Origin of the sequence: Bdellovibrio svalbardensis (assembly GCF_029531655.1) — a bacterium.
Lineage (GTDB): Bacteria > Bdellovibrionota > Bdellovibrionia > Bdellovibrionales > Bdellovibrionaceae > Bdellovibrio > Bdellovibrio svalbardensis.
Genome location: NZ_JANRMI010000004.1, coordinates 283,803 through 310,083, shown reverse-complemented (window position 1 = coordinate 310,083; position 26,281 = coordinate 283,803). Strand labels below are relative to the sequence as shown.

Here is a 26,281-nt window from a genome sequence, read left to right as displayed (position 1 = left end):
TCGAAGGAAATTCTATGTTGAATTATCGTTTGGCCCTTGCGGCTTGTTTGTTTTTCGCCATCAGTTCAAATATCGCTTATGCCAAAGAAATTCCCGTTCAAGGTCGTTTGTTCGCAGGTTCGACAAGTATTGATCCAAAGAACGTCAATGAAACTATCGAGGCTCAGGGACTTCAGAAAATCGATACTGCCATGCAATTGGGGATTGAGATCACTTATCCTCTTTTGAAGTATTTGGATGTGGGGCTTCGCTATACGAAAAGAAATGCGGAAAAGGACGAGCAGCCATCCAATGCCAGCACCGACTACAGTGCGAAGATTGAACAGGATGCCATGCTTTTGGTGGCGAGAGTGCCGATAGTGAAATCAGACTTCGTGCGGTTGGATGTTTTTGGGGGCGTCGGTGGAAGCAATACAACCTTCACACTGAAGTCGGCCAGTCAAAATGGGGAGCTGACCCGCAAAGAGGCTGAAGGTTGGTTTGCGACACCGTACACGGCGGTTGGTGCCTCTGTAGCCTTTGGCTATAAGCAGTTTTATGTGGTCTTTGAGGGCGGCGTTGAAACGAACAAAGTGGATGGCTTCAAACGCTCTGGAACAGTGAGCAGCAGTCTTGATACCGTGGATCTTTCTGGATCCTATTTTACTGTCGGTTTGATGTTTGACGGAGTGCCTGGAAGTATCAAGTAGTTGTTCATCGTTGATTGCTGCGCATTTCGGGTTACTCAAAATGGGTAGCAATCAAGTAATTCCTGTTCCGTGATCGTTCGTCTTTTTTTCATTGTCTCAAGTAGTTGAGCACTGTGTTTCATTTTATTCTTCGAAAAGAACTCTTCCGCGACCTCGACATGACTTTCTCTAACAGCTAAAAGACCTGGTTGAAGCTTTTGTAGGAAAAGGCAATCCAAGATAGCGTATGAAAAATGCAGGCGGCTGTTGCGATTCTTTTTAAGGCGAAGATTGAGATTTTGTTTGGCCTCTTCAAATCGTCCATTGAAAATAAGATTTAGAAATTCCACTTTCTCTAATCGTGGGTCATTTTTTTTCTCGCTGGTAAAATGATTCAGAGTTCGGGCTTTGCCAAAATGACTGCGTATCAATTGTGGATTTTGACCTGAAAGCTTGCTGATGATGCCAAGATAAAAATGACCTAAACCGCAGCCCTGAACCCAGCCAGCTTTTTCGGCAGCTCTGATATTCCTGAGGAACATAACCCGTGCCTTGGAATAATTCTTTATGTGCATATAAGTGGTTCCTAACAAAAAATATTTGCAGGAAACGCTGAGCATATTGGGTTTGTCATTGTGCTGATACTCCAAAGCCAATGACTTTTTGTTGCAAACGATTGATTCTTGGTAACTTTCCGTGTGATGAAGAAGTCGTGCTTTTTTATGGTAATAGAAGGCGTGAACTTTGGAACACTTCACTTGTATCAGAAGTTCTTCTGCAATTTGAAAGTAGAGGGCCGCCTCCACGAAGTTTCCAACGCACTGTTCACGGATTGCCAGCCAGTTCAGAATATCTAAATTCTCAATTGGCAGGTCCAGAGCCTTCGCAATGGATGCGGCTTCATTAAGATAGAGTTTGCAAGCCCGGTATTTGCGCAAATGCAAAGAAGATATGCCAATGTGTTTGAAGAGCTTTAAACGCTGTTCAGAAGACAGTGAATTTGGACAAAATGTTTTCAGAATGGCTAGGAAATTTTCCCAATCCTCACTTGTGTGTACTTTTCTAATAAAGTGTTGGGAGCATAGTTCTTCGATAGCTCGATTGGTAGCGCGAGTTGAAATCGAAGTCGTATGTTTTTTAAGCTGCTCTGGCTTTACATCCAGAGCAAGTGCCAGCTTTTCAAGGGTGTCCATGCGTATGCGCCGAACTGTTGCATTAAGCCAGCGTTGTACTGTCTTCGTAGACATATTTAGTTTTTTCGCAAGGTCATAGCGAGTGAATCCTCGTGCTTGCAACAAAGCTCGGAGTTCATTCTGGTCAATTTCTATTAATTCTGAATTTAGATGATTCGGCATGTGTATCAGTGCTCGTAGTTTGAAGTGTGATGCTGTGGGATCGTTGAAGAGTCTAAATTCGTTTTTTTGTCGGGCCATTTAGTTACGTTCACGAAGTCTTCTCCATATTTATTCGTAAAGAAGTTAGATATGGTTACACATCGGTAATGTAAGATTTAGTAATAGAGGAAAACTCAAGGAACAACTCTTGTCCCAGACGTCCCGGCCTAAGGAAAGACGGACGTTGTTAAGCCAATATCCGAATCAAATTTTTGATCATCAATTGTTTTTCCCCGTCACAACTTGCTCTCATAAAACGCCTTAGTAAAACTCATCACAACAGGAGGCGTTTCAGTGAAGAAAATAAAAAAAACCGAAGGTCATTCCGGATCTAAGACTGAGAATAAACATAGTATTCGACCGACTCATGGTGATGCTCACAAGAAGCAGCCAAGTAGCCAAAAAGTGATCCGCACCCCAGCAGGCACAATTGAAGAAAATGTCGAGGAGCAAGCTCCCTAAAGTTTTGTTGTGAGTGGGGATGGGAGGCTGTTTCGAATGACTTTAAAAATTGATAACTGGAATTGAAGTGGCTGAAAATAAAAAACCCGATCTTTTGGATCGGGTTTTGAATTCAAAAAAAATTGGCGTTCCCAAGGGGATTTGAACCCCTGTATCCTCCGTGAAAGGGAGGTGTCCTAGGCCCCTAGACGATGGGAACGTGTAGAGAAAAGAACAGACCTTTTTAGTTTTCCCGATAAAATCGAAAAAGTAAAAAATGGTGGCTCGCGATGGATTCGAACCATCGACCCCTTCATTAAAAGTGAAGTGCTCTACCAGCTGAGCTAGCGAACCACGTGTCCGTTTCAGGAAGTGCTAATTTGTAGTAACTGGACCTTAATGTCAATACGATTTCTTGCAGTTATTTAAAAATATTTTGAACTTTTTTGGGGTGCGGCGAAGTGTTGCTTACAAGATCAGCAACACTTCGTGAGAATCTCTTATCTATGCTTAATTGTTAAACAAAGGCTTCACCCAAAGCGTCTGTTCGCGGCCTGGGCCCACTGAAATAACGTCAATTGGAGTGCCTAATTGTGAACCGATATAGTCAATATAGTTTGTTGTTGGGCGTGGAAGATCAGAAAGTGTTTTTACTTTCGTCAAATCCTGGTTCCAGCCAGGAAGCCACTCAATAATTGGCTCCACTTTTTCCAACTCATAAGGCGAAGTCGGAAGTTCGGTGATGATTTCGCCATTTAACTTGTAAGCCGTGCAAACGCCCAAGCGCTCATGGCCTGTGAGGACGTCGATTTTCATCATTGCCAAGTTGGTGATGCCATTGACTCGGATCGCATATTTCAAGGCAACAAGATCCAACCAGCCGCAACGGCGCGCGCGGCCTGTTGTAGAGCCGAACTCATGGCCATCCGCCTGGATCTTCTCTCCAACTTCATCATGCAGCTCTGTCGGGAAAGGACCGCTGCCTACACGAGTCGTATAAGCCTTAAATACGCCGATCACCTTGTTCACGCTCATTGGGCCAATACCAGTGCTGGCGCACGCATTCGATGACAATGTCGAAGAGCTTGTCACGAAAGGATAAGTTCCGTGAAGAACGTCCAGCATCGTGCCTTGTGCACCCTCAAACAACACGCGTTTTCCAGCCTTCAGGTTTTTAGAAATAAACAGTGAACAATCTTTGGCACGGTAAGGAGCCAGCTCTTCGGTCACCGCTTCAAGATCTTTTAGAATCTCATCGATATTGAAAGGAGTGGATTTATAGTAGTTTTCAAGAATGAAATTTTTCTCGCGAAGAGCCAGTTCCAATTTCTTGCGAAGAGAATCGCGATCGAAAAGGTCGCCGAACAAAATCGCTCGGCGCGAAGCGCGGTCTTCATAAGCCGGGCCAATTCCTTTACCCGTGGTGCCGATTTTCTCATCGCTCAGGGCAGATTCACGAGCGGCATCCAAAGCCTTGTGGTAAGGCAGGATCACAGTCGCCGTGTCGGAGATCATCAATTGTTTTGGATTTTGTAAAAGACCTGAAGCTTTCAGGCCTTGAATTTCTTTGCTGATGGCGAATACGTCAATCACAACGCCTGAAGCAATCACACAAGTCGTTTCCGCGCGAAGAATGCCAGACGGAACCAAGTGAAGAATAGTTTTTTGACCGTTAACAACAAGAGTGTGTCCTGCATTGGCGCCACCTTGGTAGCGAACAACCATGTCTGCTTTTTCTGCAAACACGTCAATGAGTTTACCCTTACCTTCATCGCCCCATTGGGCGCCGACAACAACGACTCCAGACATTCTAAAACCCCTCAGTAGCTGACCGTTAAATTGGCCACACAAATAATCTTTTATGTGAAAGTCAGAGGCAAGTTTTATTCTCCTTTAAAGCCAGTCGCTCCATACCAGGGCGTTCTTGGGGGGAGGGTGTCAGAGGTGCTGCCGTCGATAAAGAAGGCCATAAGCTTATTAGCGGCAATCTGAGACGCCTTAAAGAAAGCATCTTCCGTATTAGCTCCAATGTGTGGAGTCAAAACCACATTGGGATAGGTCAGCAAATTGGAATTTCTGTTGAGAGGCTCTTTCTCAAAAACATCAAGGCCGACGGAACGCAGCCAGCCCTTTTCGATAGCTTCACAGAGATCATTCTCGTTGATCACCGAACCACGAGACGTATTGATCAAAACAATGCCACGATGAATGTACTCAAAATGAGAGCGGTTGAGCATATGATCTGTTTCCACTGTTTTTGGCACGTGGAAGCTGATCACATCAGAAGTTTTTAAAACTTCCTCATAGCTCAACCGAGGTATCTTCAGTCGTTCAAAATTTTCGTCATCAGCATAAGGGTCGAAGGCAACGACATTCATTCCGAAGGCCTGTGCAATTTCGGCGACTCGGGAGCCAATGCGGCCCAAGCCGATGACCCCATAAGTTCGACCACACAACTCGATGCCCGTGATCAGATCACGTTTCCATTCGCCAGCCTTGACCATCTTGTGGGCCTGCTGAACGTTGTTCACGCAGCTTAACACCAAGCCCCAGGTCAATTGAGCGGCGGACTCAATATTGGCTGTCGGCGTGTGCATGACGGTAACACCCCATTTTTGAGTCGCATCCAAGTCAATGTGATCAAAGCCGCTCGTGCAAGTGATGATGAGCTGCAGTTGACGGGCCTTCTTGAGAAGTTCTTCATCGATAGTGGTGCGGCTGCGAATGATTAAACAATTAGCACTCACCAAGTGCTCTAGTGGCAGATGCTGAGGATGATCAGCTCGCACGACTTCAAAGTGGCTGTGTTGCTGAAGATACAAGAAACTGTCTTGAGCGAAGCGATCCGTAATGAGGATTTTTTTCTTCATGGATTTTGCTCCAACCATTTTCTGGCTTCATCAGCCACCATTGAAATTTGCTCCACGGAAATAAAGGCGGGATCGAAATGACGAAGGCAATGTCCTAAAGACGCGATCAGGCGAATCAATTCCTGATCCTGGATATAGCCCATATGTCCTACGCGAATAATTTTTCCTTTTGCCTGGTCCTGACCACCCATGATGGTGATATTGTGTGCTTCTTCCAAATGAAGACGGATTTTTTGGCCGTCCATATGCGAAGGTACCGTCAAGGCAGTGACCGAATCGCTCGGTGACTTGGCGTAAAGAGTGAAGCCTAATTTTTGCGCGAAGATACGAGTGAGTTCTGCTCGGCGATGAATATCATGGAAGAGTTTGTTTAAGCCTTGAGCTTGAATCAAATTCAAAACCACGTCGAGGGCGCGAATGATGGCCACATTGGAAGAGAAAAAGGTTTCGCCGCTGGCGTTGGCTTTTTTCTCTTTGCGCACGTCAAAATAGTAACGGGGGAATTTTGCGCCTTCGATAAATTTCCAGGCCTTTTGCGAGAAAGAAATGAAAGCCATTCCCGTTGGCAACATAAAGGCTTTTTGCGAGCCGGCCACCAAGCCGTCAATTTTCCATTCATCCATTGGGAGTGGATAGGCGCCCAACGCGGTGATGGCATCGACCAAGAAAAGAGTTTCAGAATATTTTGAAATGACATCAGCCAATTCACGAATCGGGTGCGAAACCGCAGTGCTGGTTTCGCAAGCCTGGCAAAGAACTGCGCGGGTGTCGGGATTGTTTTTTAGATGATCTTCCACCAAGGAAACCTGAACCGCTTCACCCCATGGAACTTCAAGAACGGTGACGCTCGCGCCATAGTGCTTTGCCATATCGGCCCAACGTTCGCCAAATTTTCCAGAGACAATCGCCAGAACTTTGTCGCCCGGCGAAAGAGTGTTGACGAGAAGTGCTTCCATGCCGCCAGAACCTGTGGTGGTCAATAGAAAGACTTCCTGAGTTGTTTGGAAAACTTTTTTAATATTCTCAAGAACGCGCTTTAAAATTTTATCAAATTCAGGAGTGCGGTGATGAATCATTGGAAGTGCCAATGCTTTACGCACTTCAGGATGAAGATTGACCGGGCCAGGCGCTAGAAGGCTGTATTCATTCGAAACATCATTAAAACCATCATCAGATGTCATTTTTCTTCCTTGATATCTTGTTCAATTTATACTCAACTGGCTCTGTGGACGCAATCTTTAAAGCTCTTCGTATTACTTTGATTTTTCCTCTTTTTCTCTCTGGATGTGCCTATCATCTTGGCGCTGCCAATCGCAGCATTCCGGGTGGTTATAAGCAGATCTCCGTGCCTGTTTTTAAAAATAAAACTCAAGAAACTGGCATTGAGGTGTCATTTACAAACTCGATAATTCAAGAGTTTCAGCGTTCACGTGTGGCGCGAGTTGTGGACAATGCTTTGTCCGAAGTCGCGGTCATTGGGACCATTGATTCGGTTCAATACTTTCCGGGAGCAAAGCGTCTTTCCGGGGACTCGGCAACACCTCTTTTACCAAGTGGTTCGGCTCTAGCTTCTGAGTATCGAATTATTCTTACAGTCACTGTGAGAGTGGTGAGACAGGCTGATGGCACAGAGTTGTGGAAAGGTTCCTTCAGCGGGGAGCGTACTTATCAGGCACCTCAGGTGACGCTTGCGGGCGTAAACTCCGTGAATCCTCTTTACAATCTTTCTGCACGAAGGCAAAACATTGACCTCATGGCAAGCGACCTCATGTTGGAAGCTCATGATCGTATTACCGAAAATTTCTAGTAGTTAACGGAAGATTTAGGCAGCTTTGTAATGGCAGTAATTGATGCGCAGAAATTCTATCGGGATCTAGAAAAGGGACAATTGTCTCCTCTTTATTTTCTGTTTGGCGAAGAGCCTTATTTGCTCAATCAAAGTGTTGATCGTTTCAAATATGCAGTCCTTAACGAAGGCGCCATCGATTTCAATTATAGTTTGTTTTATGCCAGTGATGCAGATGTCAGCGTAGTTCGTGACGCTGTGGAAACCTTGCCGATGATGGCGCCGCGCCGTTTGGTGATCCTGAAGGAATCTCAAGAGCTCACGGATAAAGAATGGGCAGAGTTAGAACCGTTGATTGAAAACGCGGTAGATAGCACAGTCTTTGTTCTTTTGGCTTCGCGAGTCGATAAACGTAAAAAATCCATTCGCTCGTTGTTGGATAAAGCAGAATGCGTTGAATTTAAAAAACCTTACGAAAATCAAATTCCTTCCTGGATCAACTATATCGCACAAAGCTTGGGTCTGACGATCAGCAATGAAGCGATTCATCTTCTTCATAAATTGGCCGGACATCATCTGACTGAAATTGAAGGGGAGTTGAAAAAGCTCGGTGAGTTTGTCGAAGGTTCGCGTCGTATTGAAGTGTCTGATGTCGCGCAAGTAGTGTCTCGCTCTAAAGAGGAAAACGTTTTCGATTTTACCAAAGCTATTGGTGAAAATGATCGCGTGAAAGCTTTGGAGCATTTGGTTCATCTGTTGGATCAGGGGCAAAACGAGATCGGTATTATTTCTTTGGTGGCCCGTCATGTGCGTATTCTTCTGACGGTGAAGAAGGGCATGGAAGAGGGTCTGCAAGGGGCGAAGCTCGCTCACTATGCGCAGGTGCCTCCTTATTTTTTGGATACCTATACGGACCAATCTCGACGTTGGACTGCTAAAAAGCTAGAGCAGACATTAGTGGTTCTTTCTGAGACAGATAAGGCCCTCAAGTCTTCCCCATTGTCCAGTCACATCTGGCTTGAGAATATGGTTCTTAAAACTTGTAGCTCTCACGCGGCCCACTAAGGTTAAGCTTCCCCTCTAAAATTCCGACAAGTTGTCTAGGCTCCGGCTTTTGCTGGAGTAAGGGACATATGAATACTAAGTTCGATCTCGAAGACAAAGGCCATTTTCGCCGTCAATATCCAAGACGCGCGCTAAGACGTAAAGTAGGCGTACTTTGCGATGGCTCTTATTTTGTCTGCGAAACGGGTGAATTGGGAGAGGGCGGAATGTCCATCATTTCCGAGTTCATTTTGACTGAAGGTCATGAACTGGTTGTTAGCTTGCAAATTCCATCAGGGGATTTTGTGTTCTTGCGCGCCATCGTGCGATCAACAAGAAAAAAAGAAGGTGACTCGAAGGTCACCCACGGATTGAGCTTTAGCGAAATCGCTTTCTCAATTAAACGACAAATACGGGCTTACGTATCAGCCCGTACCGAATCGCTATCTAATAGCTAATCTACAACTAATTACTTAGCAGCAGAAGCGCGAGTAGAAAGACGGCTGATCTTGCGAGAAGCAGTTTCTTTCTTAATAACGCCAGTTTTAGCAGCTTTCATCACTGAAGAAGTGAAAGCTTTCAACAATTCAGGAAGAGCTTTAAGGTCTTTCGCTTCAATTGCTTTAACTAGTTTTTTCTCAACTGTTTTTACAGTGCTTTTACGAGCATTGTTAACAGCGGTTTTGCGAACAGACTGACGAGCTCTTTTTGCTGCAGACTTATGATTTGCCAAGGGATAACCTCCACAGTAATCTTTTTAGACGAACCAAAGGGATTAACATAGGGTGTCTCACGAAGCAAGCACATTAAAACAACATAGCCAGCAAGATCGAAAAAAGGTCCTCAAGAGGGCCTTTTTTATGGCGTCAGGTACTCTAACGAGCCGCATTCTTGGGCTCTTGAGGGATATGGCCTTGGCAGCGCTCTTCGAGCGTTCCGTCACTGACGCATGGACAGCGGCTTTCCGGCTTCCCAATCTCTTTCGCCGTTTATTTGGCGAGGGCTCCTTATCCGTGAGTTTTATTCCGGTTTTTATGCAGGCTCGGGCTGAAGATTCCAGCGGGATTCGTGCTCAGAACCTCTTAAATGCTCTCTATACTGTTTTTTTGATTTTCCTCGGCAGTCTGACGGTTTTGGGCATCCTCTATATGGAGCAGGTGTTGGGGCTGATTCTTTCCGCTGATTACGCCAAGAATCCAGAAAAATGGCTGCTGACGGTGCGAATGGCGCGCATCATGTTTGGCTTTGTTTACTTTGTCTGTAGCTATGCCTACTTCATGGGAGTTTTAAATGCTCTGGGAAGTTTTGGTCTGCCGGCTGTTGCGCCCGCACTGTTAAATATTTCGATGTTGGTGTTCACTTTTCTGCCGCCGTCATGGTTTCCGCAAATAGGGGATGGCTTGGCGTGGGGGGTGCTGGTTGGCGGGATATTGCAAGCTTTGTTGTTGTGGTTGGCTTTGCGGGGACGTGGATATTTGCCAAGGGTGCAGCGCCAGATTTGGAATGAAGATGTCAGAAGAGTCTTGAAGAACATGTTGCCAGGCCTTCTAGGTATGGGGCTTTTGCAGTTTACGACCTTGGTGAATTTGCATTTCGCAAGCTCCATGGGTGAAGGGGCGATTTCTTATATCTATTGGGCGGATCGCTTGCTGGAGATGCCTCTTTCTTTGGTGTCAGTCAGTTTGGGGGCCGCATTGTTGCCGACACTCAGTGAGCTGGCTTTGCGAAATGAAAGAAATAAATTTCGCGAGGTGGTTCAAGAGCACTTTCTCTTTTCGCTTTTTCTGGCGTGGCCTGCCACTCTAGGGTTGTTTTTCCTGGCGGAGCCGATCATCGAGGTGCTTTTTAAACGTGGGCATTTCACAGTCTTGGATGCGAAAAACACCGCGATTGTTTTGCAAGTTTATGCCGTGAGCTTATTGTTTGTCTCTGGCGTGCGCATTCTTTCTCCGGCTTTCTATGCAGTGAAAAACACCTGGTTGCCGGCACTGACTTCCGCTGGGGCTTTATTGCTGCACTTATCTTGGGCTGCTTGGTGGATTCGCAGGGCAGGGTTGCAGGGATTGGTTCTTTCCAGTTTGGTGGCGATGGCTCTGCAGTTTATTGTGATGTCGTTGGCTTTGCGAATTCTAATTATGAAAATAGAGTGGCGTAAAACTTTGACCGAAGCTTTGAAAATTTTCTTCGCTGGAGTGGGGTTGGCAGGTGCCGTGCAAATTTACTTTCCGCTCGCAGAAGTTTTGGAATTTAGTTCTTTGGGAAAATTGATGGCTTTGGTTTTAGCGATTTTGGCTGGAGCAGTGGTTTACTTTACGTGTTCAATGGCACTGCGCCTGGAGCAGGCGCAGTTTCTATTGTCGTCTTTGAAACGAAAGAACTAGAAGCCGTCTGTGGAGCCCACTTTGCGCGGTTCTTCGTCAAAGGGAATCATCTCAGCAGGCTGAGTGTTCTTTTGAGAAGAAGCGGCAGTTCTCATGGGAACAACGTTGCTCTTCTTTTTGATGGCTGTGCCGCCTGACTTCGCCGTTGGAGCCAGCTCCAGGCCTTGGTCATTCGTTCCAAGGATCACATTGTTCAATTCAACAGTTAGATTTTGATTCGTTGTCGCCAGATTGTTGATCTCGCCACTGGTCGCTGCGATTTCTTCCGCAGAGGCCGCATTCGACTGAGATGCCTGGTCCAACTGATTCATGGCTTTACTGATCTGTTGAATTCCTGTTGTTTGCTCTGAGCTTGCCGCCGCAATTTCATTATTCAGGTCAGCGACCTTTTTGATTGAAGTTACGATATTGCCAAGCACGGTTCCGCTCTTGTCGGCAATTCTGCTGCCGCTGTCAATTTGGCTGACCGATGTTTTAATCAATGAGTTGATATCTTTCGCAGAGGCCGCACTTCTTTGTGCCAAGGCGCGGACTGCTTCAGCGACAACCGCAAATCCTTTACCTTGTTCGCCAGCGCGGGCTGCTTCAACGGCCGCATTCAAGGCTAAGAGGTTTGTTTGGAAAGCAATATCATCGATCACGGATATAATTTCTTCGATCTTTTTGGATGATTGAGAAATTTCGGTCATAGACGTGATGAGAGATTTGATTTCGCGTTCTCCATTTTCAGCCGCATCACGAGAGGAGGCTGACAGAGCCGCCGCTTGTTTCGCGTTGTCTGAATTCATTTGAACCATCGAAGACATTTCCTCCAGGGCGGCGACAGTCTCTTCTAAAGAGGCCGCAGCTTCAGTGGAAGAATGAGAAAGACTGTTTCCGGCTTCGTTCAGCTGTTCCACTGAAGAGGCGACTTGTCCACCAGCGACGGTCAGACGTTCGGCAATGGAGCTTACTGATTTTGTTACTGCGGCAGCCAGCCACATGAGTATTCCAAAGATAGCAAAACAGCAAAGGCCCGTTGTAACTGTCAGCATGTTGAAAGCATTGTTTCGGACAACGACGGCTTCTTTTGATTCAGCGACCCCGCGGGCTACATATCCCAGAGCTGTATTTCGTGTGAAACCACCGACGACCTCTCCATACTGAGCGAAATCACCTTTGAGTTCGGCCTTCATTGCAGCATTGTTCTCCGCCTTGTCAGTTTCAGTAAATTTTTTGATTTTGTTCATTGAGGCGATGAGGCCTGTGTACTTGTCTTTGACGGCGTCGAAGGCCTTCTTTTCTTCAGGAGAGAAAGTGGCTTCTGTATAGCTCTTGAAGTTTGTTTCGTATTCTTCCAAGGCAGATGCAATGCCTTTTGCCGCGGAAGTTCGTTCTTCCGCATTCTCTGCATTGATGTAGCTCCATGTGGAATAACCAAATTTATTGCGGGCTTGGCGCAATTCGCTGAGGGCGGAAAGATTGGGGATGATGTCGCCATGGGCACTGTCGATCACGGCGCTTAATTTTTCGAAGCCACCGTGAGAAATATAAAAGACGATGCCGAATCCGACAACGGGGATGAGGGCCGCGCCAAGTAGGCGACCTTTGATACCGCGAAACCAAGATGAAAACGGGGACTGATTCATTGAATGCTCCTTGCAAATGAAACCTTTCTTCGGTTCTCGCTTGGAGGGAGCTTAGTCTAGTTAGTTAATTGGATGTAATGTCCCCCGTGTCTTCCCTCGGTGGAGAAGGACACGGGGTCAGATATCGATTTTAGAAACCGTCTGTATTGCCTACTTTGGCTCTGTCGTCTTCATCAAACGGAATTGCTTCTGCTGATTTTACATTCTTTTCGGCGACTACAGAGGCGGCTTTTCGCATAGGAATAACATTGGTTTTCTTAGAGGCAGTCTTTGGAGTTGGTTTATTTGTTTTCAAAGTTGTCTCTGCAGGAGGGGCACTGCGTCCGGTGTCTCCCCCAAGGACGACGGTATTCAGTTCAACAGTCAGGTTCATTGTGTTTACGGCAAGATTCGAGATCTCACCGCTGGTCGCTGCAATTTCTTCGGCAGATGCTGCATTTGACTGAGATGACTGATCCAGCTGATTCATCGCTTTGCTGATTTGCTGGATTCCTGTCGTTTGTTCAGAGCTTGCGGCTGCGATCTCGTTATTCAAATCAGAAACCTTTTTGATGGAATTCACAATATTCGAAAGGACAGTCCCGCTTTGGTCAGCAATCTCACTGCCGCGATCAATTTGTGAAACGGACTCTTTGATTAAGGAGTTGATGTCTTTGGCAGAGGCGGCACTTCTTTGTGCGAGTGTGCGAACTGCTTCTGCAACAACCGCGAAACCTTTACCTTGTTCTCCAGCGCGAGCAGCTTCGACCGCCGCATTCAGAGCCAAAAGATTTGTTTGGAACGCGATATCGTCAATCACTGAAATAATCTCTTCGATTTTCTTAGAAGAACGGGAGATCTCTGTCATAGACGTGATCAGGTTTTTGATTTCATTTTCACCTGTTTCAGCAGCGTCACGAGATGATGCTGACAAAGCTGCGGCTTGTTTCGCATTGTCTGAGTTCATCTGCACCATTGAAGTCAATTCTTCAAGTGCAGCCACGGTTTCTTCCAAAGAAGCGGCAGCTTCTGTCGAAGAGTGGGAAAGACTGTTGCCGGCTTCATTGAGTTGTTCAACGGCGGTGGCAACTTGTGTGCTGGCGCCAGTAAGGCGATCAGCAATCGAGCCCACTGAGTGAGAGATTTTTGAAGCGATCCAAAGAAGGACCCCGAAGATCGCCACTGCAGATATAGCAGTGATAAGAAGCATCATGTTGAAGACTTCTTTTTGTGTGGCTTTAGCCTCTAAAGCTTGGGCTTCAGCAGTTTTATCATAGAGATCTGCGACAGCGCGATTGAAGTCGCGAACATGGGCGCCGATCTTAGCAAACGGTCCTTCAAGCAAGTCGCCCGCTTGTTTTGTTTTTTCTGGATCGTTGGCTTCCATCAAGGTTGCGATGGTTTCCATGGTTTTGATGAACTCGGGAATTTCTGCTTTTACCTTGTCGTGGATGACTTCTTCACCTGGAAGGAAGGGAGCTTTCGTATAAGCTACGTAGTTGTCAGAAAACTCTTTGATTCCCTCTCGAGCTGATTTCAAAAAAGCAGCACGCTCGTCTGGTTTTTGACCATGTAAGGTGGCCTCAAGAATTTTTGATGAAAATTTATTTCGGGACTGACGCATTTCTCCGATTGCTGCGAAATTTGGGATGATCGATTCGTGCGCGGTGTTGAGTATGACGTTGGTCTTATTGAGACCATTGAAAGCGACACCAAAGATGATGCCGATGCCAATTAATGGTAAAAAGGCGGCAAGTAAAAGGCGGCCTTTAATCCCCTGAAACCAACCTGATATTGAATTATTCTTCATAAGATCCTCTCGAGTAATTAGTACTATTTATTATATTTAATGTTATCTTGTTCGGTTCTTTGCAACACCAGGCTAAGTCCAGTTTCATTACAAGTTACGTTCAAGTTATGATCATGAGGAGCCCCACAATGGTCGGGTTGTCCTTTAATACATTTTAACTAGGAAGACTCGGATACCCAAACGCAAACATGTTTTTGTTCCATCTAGAAACCATCCGTTGTTCCAACACGAGACCTTGTATCTTCATCGAACGGAATCGCATTTGTGGAAGTTCTCTTGGTGTCTTTTCCTGAGGCGTTTCTTCGTAACGGTGTGAGATTGGACTGCTTCGAGGCGGTGACTCGGGTCGCTTTTGAACTGGATTCAAGCGTAGGGAAGTTGGACCCTTCTTGCGCCCCCATAACAACCAGGTTGAGCTCAACTGTGAGATTCTGAGCTGTCACCGCAAGGTTATTGATCTCCCCACTGGTCGCGGCAATCTCTTCCGCTGAGGCGGCGTTCGACTGCGAAGCTTGATCCAGCTGATTCATCGCTTTGCTGATTTGTTGGATGCCGGTGGTTTGTTCAGAGCTCGCCGCTGCAATCTCACTGTTGAGATCAGAAACCTTTTTGACCGAAGTCACAATGTTTGTAAGAACAGCGCCGCTTTGGTCTGCGATCTGACTGCCATCTTCGATTTGAGATACTGAATCTTTAATTAAGCTGGTGATATCCTTGGCAGCAGCAGAGCTTCGCTGAGCCAGGCTGCGAACGGCTTCGGCAACGACGGCAAATCCTTTTCCTTGTTCGCCAGCTCGAGCGGCCTCGACAGCGGCATTCAATGCCAGCAAATTAGTCTGGAAGGCGATATCGTCGATGACTGAGATGATCTCTTCAATTTTCTTTGATGATTGAGAAATGGTCGTCATCGATTGAATGAGACTTTGAATTTCGCGTTCGCCCCGTTCGGCGGCTTCTCGTGAAGACGCGGAAAGAGTCGCCGCTTGTTTGGCATTGTCCGAGTTCATTTGCACCATTGAAGTTAATTCCTCGAGGGCTGCCACGGTTTCTTCCAAAGAGGCGGCTGCTTCAGTGGAAGACTGAGAAAGGCTGTTGCCAGCTTCATTGAGCTGCTCCACAGAAGATGCGACATTGCTTCCTGCTGTTGTCAGGCGAGAGGCAATGGAGCCCACTGATGAGGATATCCGGCCGGCGATAAACATGAGGATAGCAAAAATCGAAAGACAGGCCGTCAGTGTTGTGAACAAGATGATGTTGTTTGCAGTCTTGATGGTGTCTTCTGCAGTCTTTGTATTTGCAAGGGCCGTCTCATCAAAGTATTTTAATGCCGCAGTCGTCATTTTGTTCATGGTTGTGCCCAGCTCCCAAAGACGGCCATCAAGTTGGTGTTTTACCTCATCATAGGCTTCGGGTTTACCACTCTCCACAAGGTCGGCACATTTTTTCAGAAGAGCCAGGTACTCTACAATATTGTCATTACCCAATTTGTCAGTGGGCGCCAGTTCTGCAGGGCTGGGAACTGAATTATAGAGCTTAAAACCTTTATCAAACTCTTCGATGGCTTGGTGAACGATTTTCAAACGTTCCATGCGTTTTTCTGTGGTGGGCATGTTCATCGCCGCCCAAATTTGATAGCCGAATTTATTTCGCGCCTGGCGCATTTCTCCGACGCCTTGAAGATTAGGGATAATGAATTTATTGGAGGTGCTGAGCAGGTCTCCCAGGGTATTGAAGTTTGCGTGCGCAATAAAATATACGATGGTGAAACCCAAAACAGGAAGTGCTGCCGCAAAGAGAAGTTTCCCCTTGATCCCTCGAAACCAACTGCCCATAGATGACGTCATATTTGATGCCCTTTTTCTTTGAAAAAAATGTTACAGACTACAAATTTATTTTCGGTGAATTGCGGGCGAATCGCGAGTTGGTCTAGGCGGAATTGATTGAATGTCCACCGTGTCGGGTGGGGGAGGAGATTCTTTTTTTGATAAAAAAAGGAGGTCGTTAAGACCTCCTTGGGGTAATTAGTTTTTGAAATCTGAGTTTATTTTACTTCCGCCAACGAGTTGTAAGAGTCGCTAATTTTTTGCTGTCTTTCAACTTCCTTACTCCAGCGTTTGACTTCGCCTTGGTAGCCTTGCTGCTTGGCTTTCCATTCTTTTTCCTCGTTCGCCAAAGTTCTGATTTTTTGGCTCACTTGTTCATGCTGATCTTTAAGATTTGCAGCACGAGATTGCCAAATCTTTTTTTCTTCCTGCAGTTGGTTCAGCTGCATTTGATAGTCAGCGACGTTGGCTTCACGCTTTTTTTGGTTTTCTTTGATCTTGGCAATCATGGCTTCGTATTCTTGGATTTTTTGATTCTCCAGGGCTGTCTTGGACTTTTCTTCATTGATCAAAGCGGTGATGTCTTTTTCCTTGCTTCCCACTTTGCCCATGGCTTGATTATTTTCCTCGACTTGTTGCAGGACTTGTTTTTGTTGTCCTTCAACTTGGCCTTTGGCTTTGCCGACTTCGCCTAAGTTGCCTTCAACAGTTTTGAGGTTCTTTTCGTATTCAGTCAGATTGGTTTTTGAATTGTTAAGGTTTGATTTGATGCGTTCAAGACCCTCTTTCGCCGAGTTCTGGGCAAAAGCAGTTGAATGAAGGCTCATCAAAACACCAAGAGTTAACATTCCAAGAGTCAGAGTTGAAATTTTCATATAAAAGATTCCTTCCTTATTGTTCAGACAAACCAGCCACATTTGATTCTTGTGGGCAGACGTTTTTCAAAGAAGAACGGTAGTGACCTACTTCATCTTCCCAGATTTCACCTTTAAATTTCCAGTTCAAACTTTTTTCTTTTTGCACTTTTAATTCAGCACGTTCTTTCGTATTTACATCACCGCCGGCCATTTGATAGCGAAGATGCTCGCCCGCGCCAGAGTACAATTCATACTGAAGCACGTCGTTTTGGTCCAACACCTTATTCAAGCTGGCATACATCTCAGTGAAGCGGGTTTGTAACGTTTTTGCCGCGGCCTTGCGAAGTACATCTTTTTCTTTATCAATACGTGCCAAGCCCTGCGCTCTGATATTTTTGATCGAAGTTCGGGCTTTGTTGGCGATATGGTACTGAATGCGGTAGCTCAATAGCTTCTTCTCGGCAGTCTGTATGGCTTGGACAGCACCTTCGGAAGGACTGTTTTTGCCTATTTTTGTTTTTGCATCAGCAAGTTCTTTGCTCGCCGCATTTTGTTTCTTTAGAAGATCGCGTTCCATGTTGATCAAGTTCAAAGCAATTCTGTTGAAACGACTGATTTCGTCTTCATAAGTGTTGATTTGCTTTTGTACGCTCATATAGCCGGGATGGCGAGCCAGCTCGACGATGAAGGATCTTGGCAAACCATCAACTTCTTTTAAGTCTGAATTTTTAATCCAGCTCTTGACGGTATCATAATAGTTGAGGGGATCTTTATGTGTGGAGTTGTAAGCTTCCAGCTTCTTCTTCCATGGGCTGTATTTTTGGCGCATATCATTGAGGACTTCCGCGCCGTCACCATATTGGCAAAGATTCAAGTAGCCTACGGTACGAACTACGTATGATTCCGGAGCAAAGGCGTTTTTAAAGAAATCCGTGTGCAATGAGAACATATTCCCTGCAGCACCTTCGTAGTCTTCACCCAGAATCTGCGTCCAGGCACTTTCAATCATTGCTTGCAACCAAAGAGGGTTGGATTTGTCCACTTTCAAGTAAGATTGGAAAGCGTCTTTGTATTGGCTTTTTTGGAATTGCATGCGCGCCAAGGTCAATGCACCGACGGAACGAATCTGTGACGTTTTATTGGCCTCTGTAATTTGCATCAGTCTTTCCAAATTGATAATAGCTTCATCGACCTTGCCTTGACGGTAGCTCAACAAAGAAGACAGCATCAAAGCGTCAGGATAGCGAGGAGATGTTTCTGAGATATAGATCAGAGCGTCTTCGACCAGACCCAACTGTCCCACTTCAGAGTAGTATTTTGCACGAGTTAATTGGTAGTCATCGTTTTTTGTGACATCCAATTCGTATTTACTGACCAAAGGGTCAATCATGGCAATATCAGAGTGTTGAAGAACTGTGATGTTTTTCACCAGTGCTTCAGTGGCACGTTGTTGCCAATCCTTGTTTTTTGTCTCTTTGGCAACCTGGATCATGTATTCTCTGAATTCAGAATTAAGTCCCATGCCCTTGGCAGTTTGTGCATAGTTGTACAATGCCTCAATGCGGTGTTCGGGATCATCCATCAACTCCGCAAACAAACCCATAGCCAATTCATAGTTCTTTTGAATCTCGAGGAAAATCAAAGCTTGCAAAAGCTTGTAGTCGTTTGGTTTAAGCTCGTCCATTTTTACGAGAGTGACCTGAGGTTCCTGGGTTACTGGTGCCGCCACTGGATTCAAGATTTTGACATCCGGAATCTTTGCAAAGGCTTCGGCGCTCGTAATTTGTTTTGGGTTCTCGACGGTCAAGGTATAAGGTGTGACCGCAAAGTTCAGCGCCTGAACGGGTGGGTGGCGGCGAACTTCCTGTTCTTTGACTTCGGCGGCGGCGGGGAGGCGCAGAGGACTTAAAGTCGCCGCTTGCACTTCGCGCTCTTCGCCGAGGTCAAGTAAAGGAATATTCTTAACCTTGTAAACTTCCGTTTTTCCTTTCACTACCTTCTTTTGATAAACTTCGAAGGTAGGAACCAGGCTTGTTTTAACTTTTAAGTTTGCCGCTGCTGGGCGCGCTGCTTTCTTGACGGTCAAAGCAGGATCCGCCCATGCAGACATGCAGAGTAGTGGAAGACTGAAAAATATCATCAATGACTTATTCATAAGGACCCCCGCCCCAAGGAATCGTACTTTGTTCACGCCGACTTTGTCGGAGTAGTTAGTGCCAGTAAGTAAGACCAATCATCAATGAGGTGTCGTTCACAGTTTCGCTTCCCTGATCACGGGTACCTGTGATGGCGTTACCGTTGACCGTAGATCCTGGAACATAATACTTCATCTTGTTTTGGCTCGACCAGGTGTTGTTCAGGTCGACTCTCACGGCAAAGTGCTCAGAGAAGAAAATCTGTTGGAAGACGCCAAGTTTGTAAGCAAAAGTTCCTTTGGAATCATTGCCTTCAACTTTTGCAATTTCATAGTTCAAGTTACCTACGCCGACTGAAAGTCCCATATCGAAGTAGATGATCGCTTTATCCAAAGCGCTCATTTTCGCATAGAAGGGAACCCAGATTGCTGAGACAAATTGTGAAGACTTAAAGATGTTATGATCTGGCATAACTTTGTAAGTATTCACGAACTGGTCAACGGCATCATTATCTTTCATGTTCGCGGAATTGTAGTTGAACTCAAAGCCCCAGCGCTCATTCATAAAATAACCCAAATTCGCAGCAAAGATAGAACCTGTGCTGTAAGGGTCATTGAAGGGAATACCCGCTGACGCCGTTAAATAAAATCTGTCGGCCTTGGTGTAGCGACGATTTTGCACGACACTGAAATCGTCATCTTTAGCCGCCCAATATTTTTGTTCGAGCTTTTTGATATCGAGTTTGTCGCTACCACGCTCTTGTTTGGCTTCTGGTTTGGTATCTTGAGCTGTTGCTGTTGATGCGGCACCGATGCCCCACAAGATGACAGACATGTTGATTACTAGTAATGATTTCTTAAACACGAATTACCCCCGTCGTATTAGTTTGTACTCTTGAATAAAAATGGATACGTTACGAGCACGCGAGTTCCCCCTTGCGGATTCGGAAACTTCCATGCGGCAACCCTATTCAATATACATCCCTCGACGGTTGCGTTCTTAAGCGTTGTGTCCCCAATTAACTGTTGTTCTACTGAACCTGTCGGTCCAATAGTGAATTTCACAGCGACTTTCCCGAATAGATCAGGATTGGCACTGAGTTGTCTTTCATAACAATAAAGAATTTGGCCCAATTTCGATTTGATATATTGAGCGATGATTTCGCGATCCAAACCGCCAATAATCTCTGATTCTTCCTCGATCAAACCAACACCGCCAGAGCCTGTGCCCCCAGCAACCAATCCGCCCATGCCAGATGCGTTTTTACCGCCTCCTTTACCATTGGTGGAAATCATCACGCCAGTACCTGTTCCTGCAGCACCCCAGTCACGACCGGAGCGTTCCATATTTCCAACGGCGGCAAGAGCACGACCGGATGGACCGGCACCGGCTTTTACGCCATTTGCAAAAACGACATTGGCACTTTTAGCACCTTGAGCGGAAACCTTTCCGATCAATTGAGAAATACGACCACCAGAAATGGATTTCATCATGTTGGCAATTTTGCCACCACCACCGCCAGTGGGCATTTCTGCCTTAGGACCTGCTGCAGCAGGAGCTTGTTTCACAACAACCTGTTGAGCAGGCTTCGCCACTTCTGATTTTTTGCGTTTTGGTTTCAATTCAGTTTTAACAATAATCTTTTGCGCCACTTTCGGAGGGGCCGTTTCAGCCACAGTGTGTGAACTCTTTGGAGAGAAAATCGCTACTGTGATGAAGAAAGCAGCTGCTCCCAACATCAAGATCACACCTTTTTTAGAGTCTTGATCGACCAATTGACTTGGAGAGAAGCGCGCCAGTCTTGCGGCATCTTCCAAAGACAAGGTTCTTTGGCTCACTTCAACGTCATCCACCATTTGGCGGTGCCATTCAGGCGATGGAATGCAAGCGACTTTGTTATTGGAGAAAGCAGGTTTAAATTTTTTATTTACAGGAAGGATTCTTGTTTCAAGAACGCGACCTGATTGCTTAACCATATACAGCTGGAATTGCTTTCCCAATTCCACGCCCATCGCAGAGCTGTCGCGACCCACAGTTTCCAGGCGTTGGTAAAGATCTGATTCTCGTTTCACTGGAGTGAACGAAAGAGTGCAGTCTTCCATTTCAAGAGTTTGCTCTTTATTGAGCAGTAGAGCCGGGGAGCCAGAGATTTTGGCACCGGTCTGCATATCCATATTCACATACCACCATTGATTGTCGCGGAATTCAAAAATGCCTTGAATTCCCTTTGTCGTTGGGGCGATGGAGATAACGTCGGCCAAACGGGATGAACCGAAGGTTTGAGCCGAATTTGATGAGCGCAACTTCCAAGTTTTCGCAGTCCCGTTTTTAAGAGACTGACGTACAATCAGAGTGAGCATGTAACACCTCTTGTGTTTAGTTGTTCAGGTACAATGCGGATTCGCGAATACGGCCATCCATATCTTTTTGCACATCATAAAGAGGCATAAATTTTATACCTTTTTTCTGCACAAGATAGGCTCCGTCAGGATTACGAATCGTACCCTTGAGGTTCATGTCACCAAAATTTACTTCTTGGACTTTACGGACTGTTCTTTGTTTGGCCAAAGCAGTCGTTGCCCCCAAGAGAATGAAACTGATCATCAACGTTTTTATAAACGTCGCTTCGATGATAGTTTTCACCTGTACCCTCCATACTACAAGTCTCCTGAGATTACGTTCTGACCGACTTTGTTTTGATTTTTCAAATACTGTATCTTCTTACCTAACCAATCGCGCAGCTCAACTTGTGAACTTGCTTTGAATGCCTTTTCATAAGAATCCAAAGCGAGTGTTGGGCTGCCTTTGTAAGTTTCGAACAAGTGAGCTTGCTCCAAGAGGAAGTCGACATTGTCTTTCTTCGCGTTAAGCAAGTCTTTCACTGTGCTCAAGGCTTTATCGACTTCACCTTTCTGAGCGTATGCTTCACTCATCACGGCGCCTACATTGAAAGTATACAACTGTTCTTTACTAAGCGAAGAGAATTTTTCAATTGCTTTAGTAAAATCTCCCTCTGAGAAAGCCTTCACTCCTGCGAAAGTTTGCATTTCTGTAGAAGGCATTTGCATGTCTAAAACTTTATCGAAAAATTGCATTGCTGCATTCAAGCCATCGTCTTTATAAACCAAGCGTGCTTTCTGATAGATGAATGGTGAAGCTTCAGGTTGAAGCTTCAATGCCGCTTCAATCATCCACAAAGATTTTTCAGAGAATCCGCGAGCTTCTGCGCCAACGCTGGCGTAGAACAAACCCAGAGCTCTGGTCTCTTTGTTTTTCGCAAGCTCAAGACCCAGCTTTTCAACGATTTCGAACTGTCTAGAACCATAACAATTTCCTGCAATTTCGATCGGATTAAGCTTCGCAAGTTGCCCTGTTAAAACCGCAGATTTATTGCAGGTTTTTCCACTGCGAGTCTCTGGACGTATCTCGAAACGAGACACCTTTCCGATGCTCATATCTGTCGATGCAGGTAAAAAGGCTGTCATCTTTTCAACAGAAGGGTACTGCACATTTGGAGTCACGGTCTGATCAACACGGATGTTTGCGTAAACTCTTTCTGTCGTTGCGGCTTGCCCTTTAGAGGCGGCCAGAACTTTAAGCTTCGCCTCGTTATCATTCTTCTTGTCTTGAATAGGCGTGATGAGTTTTGCGAGCTCAGCGCGCAACTGTTGTTGCTCTTCTGGTTTCAATGAAGCAGGAAGAGGCATGCTTGTTAGCGCCTCGATATAGTTACCGTAGCAACGGTCAATGCCGCGCATGGCTTCAAGTTGTTGGTAGGGATCTTTACTCATTTTCAAAGCTGTCACATAAGCAGTTTGGGCTTTGTCGAGTTTTTCGGTTTTAATTCCCAGGACTGTCGCAAATTTCTCTTCGCGAGCTTTAACACTTTGTTGAGTCAATTCTTTTTCCAGGACACGGGCTTGTATCAAGCGGGCTTCCGCACGAACCTCTGCCGGTACGTTGCGACCGTTGGCTTTCATAGAAAGATCAAAAGCCGCAGTCATTTTTCCGGCTGCCAGCAATGCCTTCGCCTTATCAATCATGATTTGAGTTGTATAAGGCTCCAAACCCTTCGCTTGAACCTGGTTTTGCAGTTTCGCGAACTCAGGGGAATTCTGTTCGTCTTTATAGGAATCCATCAATTTTGCGTAAATGCGCTCCTGCGTTTTATTGTCAGCCGCAGAGAGGATGTTCATATAAGCAGAACGAGCATCTTTGATTTTCTTTTCCAACAAATAGATGTCAGCAGCGGTTTCAAGGTGTGAATTGCGGTTTTTCTTGTCGAGATCCGCAATTTTAACCAAGGTTTCCGCTGATTTTGAAACTTGGCCGATTTCAGCATAAGCTTTGGCAGCGTCCTTCAAAGCATCCAGATTTTTTTTGTCATCAGGATATTTGCCGGCATATTTCAAGCAGAGTTCCGCGCCTTCGAAGACTTTGCCTTCAGTGTAGTAAAGACCGATGGCCTGCCAAGTAGCGTCCTGGGCAAGTTTAGATCCATCATGCTCTTTCGCGTAGGCAATAAGTTTTTGCGCTGCTTCGTCTTTGTCGCCAGCTTTGGCAAACTCTTGAACTTCCGTGAAATGAGCCTCTTCGAAGATTTTATTCATGTTCTTCTTGCGATTTTCGTCGGTTGAAGAAGTCATGACTTGTTTAGAGAAGGCTTTGATTCCCGCGTAGTCTTTCTTGATATTGAGCATATCCAAAACCAAGTCCTCGGACTTCTTTTTGATATCTGCGTTCTCAGTGCCTTTAACCAAAGTCAAAGGCTTCAACCATTTTTCTGCTTCAGGATAGTTGTTTTCTTCGTAAGCGATGTGACCGATTTTGAATTTGACGGCTGTCGCAAATTTGCCAGTCGGGTGTTTCGCCAGGTAGTTCAACGCCAATTCTTTACGTTCCGCTTCTTTCAAAGCGTCTTTTTTCTTGTCGATGCTTTTCTCTTTAGAGAAAAGAGCGGCATAGTTTGCGTCATGGCGCATTGGATCTTCTGAAGCTTTTTCGCCAACCATCTTGTATTGAACGCTAGCGTCATCATAGTTTTCCAATTGGAAAAGAAGCTCGGCATACGCAAAGCGTGTTTTCAAATCAGGTTTTGCTGGGTCTTCGTTGTCCAACATCAATTTGAACAATTTTTGAGTCAGGTCAGAGAAAGCCACGTTTTGTTTGTTCTTCGTCCAGATGTCCCACCATTTTTTAGCCATATCCAGGCTGGTGTGGCGGAAGCCTTCTGTACATGAGGATTGAACAACATCAGGCTTTTGCAAGGTTCTCCAGGTAGAGTCCTTGCGGCAAAGATCGCTGGCTGTTTGCAAGTGATCAAGAACTTTATCGCGCTTTTTCAAGACCTCATTAGCTTCCACCAAGGCTAAATGGGATTTAACCACGTCAGGACCGGAAGAGCGTTTTTCGATATACTCTTCGAGGAAGATGTTCATTTCCTTTTGACGGCTGTGGGAATCATAAAGTTTCGCAAGGTCCGTCATAGACTGGCCGAGCTCCTCTTCCGTCGTGATATCCTCAAAGAAAGAATAGAGTTTATTTGCAGGGTAGGTGTCACCAATGAAAACCGTCAAATCACGCATTGCTTCGCGACGGAGATTATGGCGGTTTGTTGGCACTTCACCTTCTTGAAGAGGAGGATTGTTTTTTACGACCTCAACCAATTTTTTGATGCCGTTTTCACTGTCATGAAGATTGTAGTAAGCCCAGGCCGCCTTGTACATTCCGTAAGAGTACACGCGACTTTGCGGGAACTTTTCCAGGCGTTGGAATTGTTCCAAAGCCTGGGTGAATTTGCCTTGATCATAAAGGAGTTCGCCCAAGGCCAGAGTTCCGTCAGGAACCAGTGGGGACTTTGGAAAGTTTTGAAGGAGTTTGCCGTAAAGAAGATCTGATTCTTTAAATTTGCCAATTTGCTGATGTGCAAAAGCATTGTTAAACAGAACCGAGTCCATCTGTTTGAATTGGGGAAACTCAGTTTCAATTTTGGAGTAAATTTTAATTGCGCGCTTCATCGCCTCAGAACCTTTTTCGTTAGGTACTGGGAACGAGGAAAGTTTCATCATCGGCGTGTCTTTGTGCAGGTCAAAGAAACGACCTGATTTCGATCTTCTCATATAGAGTTCAGCCAAACGATACCAAAGATCCGCTTCGTTTTTAGAACCTTTTTGTTTTTTAAGAATGGCTTGCAGGGACTCGATGGCCTTGTTTTCAGAGCGAGTGATCAGGATTTCGCTGCTGAAAGCCTTTTTCTCATTGTCATCTTCGTTGTTATTCAAACGAACTTCGGGCAATAGACCTTTTTCTGTCTCTGCAAAACAGTAAATCGAAAAAAGATGTATCGCCATAAGAAGAACTACTGTACGCAGTGCCATAAAACTACTCTCCAACTAATGTAACCAGTTTCAACTGAGGAAAACCTGCCATAGATGCTGTGTACATCACCTTGCGCAAAGTTGCATAAGGGAGTTCTTTGTCAGCTTGGAGGAGAATACGGCCTTCTTTCACATGAGCTTTGTCAGAAGAATTTTTTGCAAGCTTATCAAGCTCTTCGAAAAGAGGCTTAATGAAGTTTGAATCTTTTTCTTCCAAATCCTGTGGGAGGAAATCTTCATTCTTCACATCAGCGATTTTTGTCTGGTCAATTTTAAGTGCTTCGCCTGAAAGTGAAATCTTGATTGCCTCCACCGGATTCGACTGTGAAGCCGAGCTTGGAAGACGCAGACCTGTTTCAGGTATGATTTGAACATCTGACGTCGAATAAGTTTGGAGCAGGAACACCAGGAGGATGGTGAACATGTCCGTCATCGAAGTGATATTCAAAGCAAAGGTGGAATTCTTTTTAATATTCGGGTCATAACGACGTCGGCGTGACATGGTTTAGCCCTCCATCATGTTAGAGAATACGATCTCTGGAAACATATACGGTGTGTCCACGTTCTTTCCTTGTTTTGTGTCGAAAACAGGGAATTTTACGGAAGGGTCGTGAGCTTGACGGACTTCATCCATGATTTTCACGATCTCTTTGTAAGGAACTTTGGAGTCGGGATTGAGCTCAAGTTTAAAGATTTCAGGATGTGCTTTTTTGACGGCAACCAGTTTTTGATGCAAAGCTGGCAGATCATAAGCGCCATCTTTCATCGGAACATTTTCAACTTTGTCCTGACCTTTTTCAGTCACTACAATGTTAAAGCCGTCTTTGCCATCCACTTCGAGAGCGATAATGGTAGGTGTTTTATCTTGGTCCTGCTTTTGAATCGCTTCACTGACAACTTGTGGCAATTCAGTTTCGATAACCATCATTTGCACGAAGGCTGATGAAACCAGAAGAACCGGTACAAGTTTTACCATCACGGCAAGCAGGGGAGCCAAATCCAGGTCGAATTCACTGTGATGATTGATTTTAATTTTTTTAGCGCGTCTCATACCTCACAATTTTACTCCGTCCTTCGTCCGGAATTTT

Annotated in this window: 22 protein-coding genes and 2 tRNA genes; 6 read left to right on the top strand and 18 right to left on the bottom strand. The window is 45.4% G+C overall.

The window, feature by feature from the left end; genetic code table 11:
• Positions 1 to 14: 14 nt before the first annotated feature.
• Entirely contained in the window at positions 15 to 689 is a 675-nt protein-coding gene (locus NWE73_RS14420) for a hypothetical protein (protein ID WP_277579044.1), read from the top strand.
• Between the two features lie 35 nt (positions 690 to 724).
• Here the strand turns inward: NWE73_RS14420 and NWE73_RS14415 are convergent, their stop codons facing one another.
• Complete coding sequence (locus NWE73_RS14415) at positions 725 to 2,023, bottom strand: helix-turn-helix domain-containing protein (RefSeq protein WP_277579043.1); 1,299 nt, start codon at positions 2,021 to 2,023, stop codon at positions 725 to 727.
• Between the two features lie 333 nt (positions 2,024 to 2,356).
• Here NWE73_RS14415 and NWE73_RS14410 point away from each other — a divergent pair, with 333 nt between their 5' ends.
• Positions 2,357 to 2,524 (top strand): hypothetical protein, encoded by a 168-nt coding sequence (locus tag NWE73_RS14410; protein ID WP_277579042.1) that lies wholly within the window; start codon positions 2,357 to 2,359, stop codon positions 2,522 to 2,524.
• Between the two features lie 123 nt (positions 2,525 to 2,647).
• On the opposite strand, the gene NWE73_RS14405 is transcribed toward NWE73_RS14410, so the two are convergent.
• The 5 genes from NWE73_RS14405 to NWE73_RS14385 all read right to left on the bottom strand — a co-directional run bounded on the left by NWE73_RS14405 (position 2,648) and on the right by NWE73_RS14385 (position 6,554).
• Positions 2,648 to 2,723: transfer RNA gene (locus tag NWE73_RS14405), tRNA-Glu, on the bottom strand.
• Positions 2,724 to 2,781: 58 nt separating this feature from the next.
• Positions 2,782 to 2,857 (bottom strand) — tRNA-Lys (locus NWE73_RS14400).
• Between the two features lie 156 nt (positions 2,858 to 3,013).
• Complete coding sequence (locus NWE73_RS14395; protein WP_277579041.1) at positions 3,014 to 4,312, bottom strand: adenylosuccinate synthase; 1,299 nt, start codon at positions 4,310 to 4,312, stop codon at positions 3,014 to 3,016.
• A 74-nt stretch (positions 4,313 to 4,386) separates the two neighbouring features.
• Positions 4,387 to 5,373 (bottom strand): D-2-hydroxyacid dehydrogenase, encoded by a 987-nt coding sequence (locus tag NWE73_RS14390; protein WP_277579040.1) that lies wholly within the window; start codon positions 5,371 to 5,373, stop codon positions 4,387 to 4,389.
• On the bottom strand, positions 5,370 to 6,554 hold the full coding sequence (locus tag NWE73_RS14385; RefSeq protein ID WP_277579039.1) for a pyridoxal-phosphate-dependent aminotransferase family protein: 1,185 nt from the start codon (positions 6,552 to 6,554) through the stop codon (positions 5,370 to 5,372). The genes NWE73_RS14390 and NWE73_RS14385 overlap by 4 nt, the downstream gene beginning before the upstream one ends.
• Between NWE73_RS14385 and NWE73_RS14380 the strand changes: the two genes are divergently transcribed.
• From NWE73_RS14380 to NWE73_RS14370, 3 genes are all read left to right on the top strand, one after another.
• Entirely contained in the window at positions 6,548 to 7,180 is a 633-nt protein-coding gene (locus NWE73_RS14380) for an LptE family protein (protein ID WP_277579038.1), read from the top strand. The two genes, NWE73_RS14385 and NWE73_RS14380, sit on opposite strands and share 7 nt — an antisense overlap.
• Before the next feature lie 30 nt (positions 7,181 to 7,210).
• On the top strand, positions 7,211 to 8,224 hold the full coding sequence (gene holA, locus NWE73_RS14375) for a DNA polymerase III subunit delta (RefSeq protein ID WP_277579037.1): 1,014 nt from the start codon (positions 7,211 to 7,213) through the stop codon (positions 8,222 to 8,224).
• Positions 8,225 to 8,292: 68 nt separating this feature from the next.
• A complete protein-coding gene (locus NWE73_RS14370; RefSeq protein WP_277579036.1) occupies positions 8,293 to 8,661 on the top strand; it encodes a PilZ domain-containing protein in 369 nt (122 codons plus the stop codon).
• An 11-nt stretch (positions 8,662 to 8,672) separates the two neighbouring features.
• Here the strand turns inward: NWE73_RS14370 and rpsT are convergent, their stop codons facing one another.
• Positions 8,673 to 8,936: a 30S ribosomal protein S20 gene (gene rpsT, locus NWE73_RS14365; protein WP_277579035.1), complete on the bottom strand. Its 264-nt coding sequence runs from the start codon at positions 8,934 to 8,936 to the stop codon at positions 8,673 to 8,675.
• Between the two features lie 52 nt (positions 8,937 to 8,988).
• On the opposite strand from rpsT, the gene murJ reads away from it, so the two are divergent.
• Complete coding sequence (murJ, locus tag NWE73_RS14360) at positions 8,989 to 10,584, top strand: murein biosynthesis integral membrane protein MurJ (RefSeq protein WP_277579034.1); 1,596 nt, start codon at positions 8,989 to 8,991, stop codon at positions 10,582 to 10,584.
• Here murJ and NWE73_RS14355 read toward each other — a convergent pair.
• From NWE73_RS14355 to NWE73_RS14305, 11 genes are all read right to left on the bottom strand, one after another.
• On the bottom strand, positions 10,581 to 12,212 hold the full coding sequence (locus NWE73_RS14355; RefSeq protein ID WP_277579033.1) for a HAMP domain-containing methyl-accepting chemotaxis protein: 1,632 nt from the start codon (positions 12,210 to 12,212) through the stop codon (positions 10,581 to 10,583). The two genes, murJ and NWE73_RS14355, sit on opposite strands and share 4 nt — an antisense overlap.
• Positions 12,213 to 12,342: 130 nt before the next feature.
• Positions 12,343 to 14,001 carry a HAMP domain-containing methyl-accepting chemotaxis protein gene (locus NWE73_RS14350; protein WP_277579032.1) on the bottom strand — a complete coding sequence of 553 codons (1,659 nt, stop codon included), beginning with the start codon at positions 13,999 to 14,001 and terminating at the stop codon, positions 12,343 to 12,345.
• Positions 14,002 to 14,204: 203 nt separating this feature from the next.
• Positions 14,205 to 15,845 (bottom strand): methyl-accepting chemotaxis protein, encoded by a 1,641-nt coding sequence (locus NWE73_RS14345; protein WP_277579031.1) that lies wholly within the window; start codon positions 15,843 to 15,845, stop codon positions 14,205 to 14,207.
• A gap of 197 nt (positions 15,846 to 16,042) precedes the next feature.
• Positions 16,043 to 16,699, bottom strand: coding sequence for a hypothetical protein (locus NWE73_RS14340; protein ID WP_277579030.1), 657 nt, complete (start codon positions 16,697 to 16,699; stop codon positions 16,043 to 16,045).
• A 16-nt stretch (positions 16,700 to 16,715) separates the two neighbouring features.
• Entirely contained in the window at positions 16,716 to 18,836 is a 2,121-nt protein-coding gene (locus tag NWE73_RS14335; protein WP_277579029.1) for a tetratricopeptide repeat protein, read from the bottom strand.
• Between the two features lie 55 nt (positions 18,837 to 18,891).
• Positions 18,892 to 19,680, bottom strand: coding sequence for an outer membrane beta-barrel domain-containing protein (locus NWE73_RS14330; protein ID WP_277579028.1), 789 nt, complete (start codon positions 19,678 to 19,680; stop codon positions 18,892 to 18,894).
• Positions 19,681 to 19,697: 17 nt separating this feature from the next.
• Positions 19,698 to 21,176: an AgmX/PglI C-terminal domain-containing protein gene (locus NWE73_RS14325; RefSeq protein WP_277579027.1), complete on the bottom strand. Its 1,479-nt coding sequence runs from the start codon at positions 21,174 to 21,176 to the stop codon at positions 19,698 to 19,700.
• Between the two features lie 16 nt (positions 21,177 to 21,192).
• Positions 21,193 to 21,459, bottom strand: coding sequence for a hypothetical protein (locus NWE73_RS14320; RefSeq protein WP_277579026.1), 267 nt, complete (start codon positions 21,457 to 21,459; stop codon positions 21,193 to 21,195).
• A gap of 14 nt (positions 21,460 to 21,473) precedes the next feature.
• Positions 21,474 to 25,193: a tetratricopeptide repeat protein gene (locus NWE73_RS14315; protein ID WP_277579025.1), complete on the bottom strand. Its 3,720-nt coding sequence runs from the start codon at positions 25,191 to 25,193 to the stop codon at positions 21,474 to 21,476.
• Between the two features lie 4 nt (positions 25,194 to 25,197).
• A complete protein-coding gene (locus NWE73_RS14310) occupies positions 25,198 to 25,695 on the bottom strand; it encodes an ExbD/TolR family protein (RefSeq protein WP_277579024.1) in 498 nt (165 codons plus the stop codon).
• A gap of 3 nt (positions 25,696 to 25,698) precedes the next feature.
• Positions 25,699 to 26,244, bottom strand: a complete 546-nt coding sequence (locus NWE73_RS14305) for an ExbD/TolR family protein (RefSeq protein ID WP_277579023.1) — start codon at positions 26,242 to 26,244, stop codon at positions 25,699 to 25,701.
• Between the last annotated feature and the right edge of the window lie 37 nt (positions 26,245 to 26,281).

Excerpts from the sequence above, each read along its gene's own strand:
- NWE73_RS14420 (WP_277579044.1), top strand. The coding sequence starts at position 15 with ATGTTGAATTATCGTTTGGCCCTTGCGGCTTGTTTGTTTTTCGCCATC.
- NWE73_RS14415 (WP_277579043.1), bottom strand. The coding sequence starts at position 2,023 with ATGCCGAATCATCTAAATTCAGAATTAATAGAAATTGACCAGAATGAA.
- NWE73_RS14395 (WP_277579041.1), bottom strand. The coding sequence starts at position 4,312 with ATGTCTGGAGTCGTTGTTGTCGGCGCCCAATGGGGCGATGAAGGTAAG.
- NWE73_RS14390 (WP_277579040.1), bottom strand. The coding sequence starts at position 5,373 with ATGAAGAAAAAAATCCTCATTACGGATCGCTTCGCTCAAGACAGTTTC.
- NWE73_RS14380 (WP_277579038.1), top strand. The coding sequence starts at position 6,548 with ATGTCATTTTTCTTCCTTGATATCTTGTTCAATTTATACTCAACTGGC.
- NWE73_RS14385 (WP_277579039.1), bottom strand. The coding sequence starts at position 6,554 with ATGACATCTGATGATGGTTTTAATGATGTTTCGAATGAATACAGCCTT.
- holA (WP_277579037.1), top strand. The coding sequence starts at position 7,211 with ATGGCAGTAATTGATGCGCAGAAATTCTATCGGGATCTAGAAAAGGGA.
- NWE73_RS14370 (WP_277579036.1), top strand. The coding sequence starts at position 8,293 with ATGAATACTAAGTTCGATCTCGAAGACAAAGGCCATTTTCGCCGTCAA.
- NWE73_RS14355 (WP_277579033.1), bottom strand. The coding sequence starts at position 12,212 with ATGAATCAGTCCCCGTTTTCATCTTGGTTTCGCGGTATCAAAGGTCGC.
- NWE73_RS14350 (WP_277579032.1), bottom strand. The coding sequence starts at position 14,001 with ATGAAGAATAATTCAATATCAGGTTGGTTTCAGGGGATTAAAGGCCGC.
- NWE73_RS14345 (WP_277579031.1), bottom strand. The coding sequence starts at position 15,845 with ATGACGTCATCTATGGGCAGTTGGTTTCGAGGGATCAAGGGGAAACTT.
- NWE73_RS14340 (WP_277579030.1), bottom strand. The coding sequence starts at position 16,699 with ATGAAAATTTCAACTCTGACTCTTGGAATGTTAACTCTTGGTGTTTTG.
- NWE73_RS14335 (WP_277579029.1), bottom strand. The coding sequence starts at position 18,836 with ATGAATAAGTCATTGATGATATTTTTCAGTCTTCCACTACTCTGCATG.
- NWE73_RS14325 (WP_277579027.1), bottom strand. The coding sequence starts at position 21,176 with ATGCTCACTCTGATTGTACGTCAGTCTCTTAAAAACGGGACTGCGAAA.
- NWE73_RS14315 (WP_277579025.1), bottom strand. The coding sequence starts at position 25,193 with ATGGCACTGCGTACAGTAGTTCTTCTTATGGCGATACATCTTTTTTCG.
- NWE73_RS14310 (WP_277579024.1), bottom strand. The coding sequence starts at position 25,695 with ATGTCACGCCGACGTCGTTATGACCCGAATATTAAAAAGAATTCCACC.
- NWE73_RS14305 (WP_277579023.1), bottom strand. The coding sequence starts at position 26,244 with ATGAGACGCGCTAAAAAAATTAAAATCAATCATCACAGTGAATTCGAC.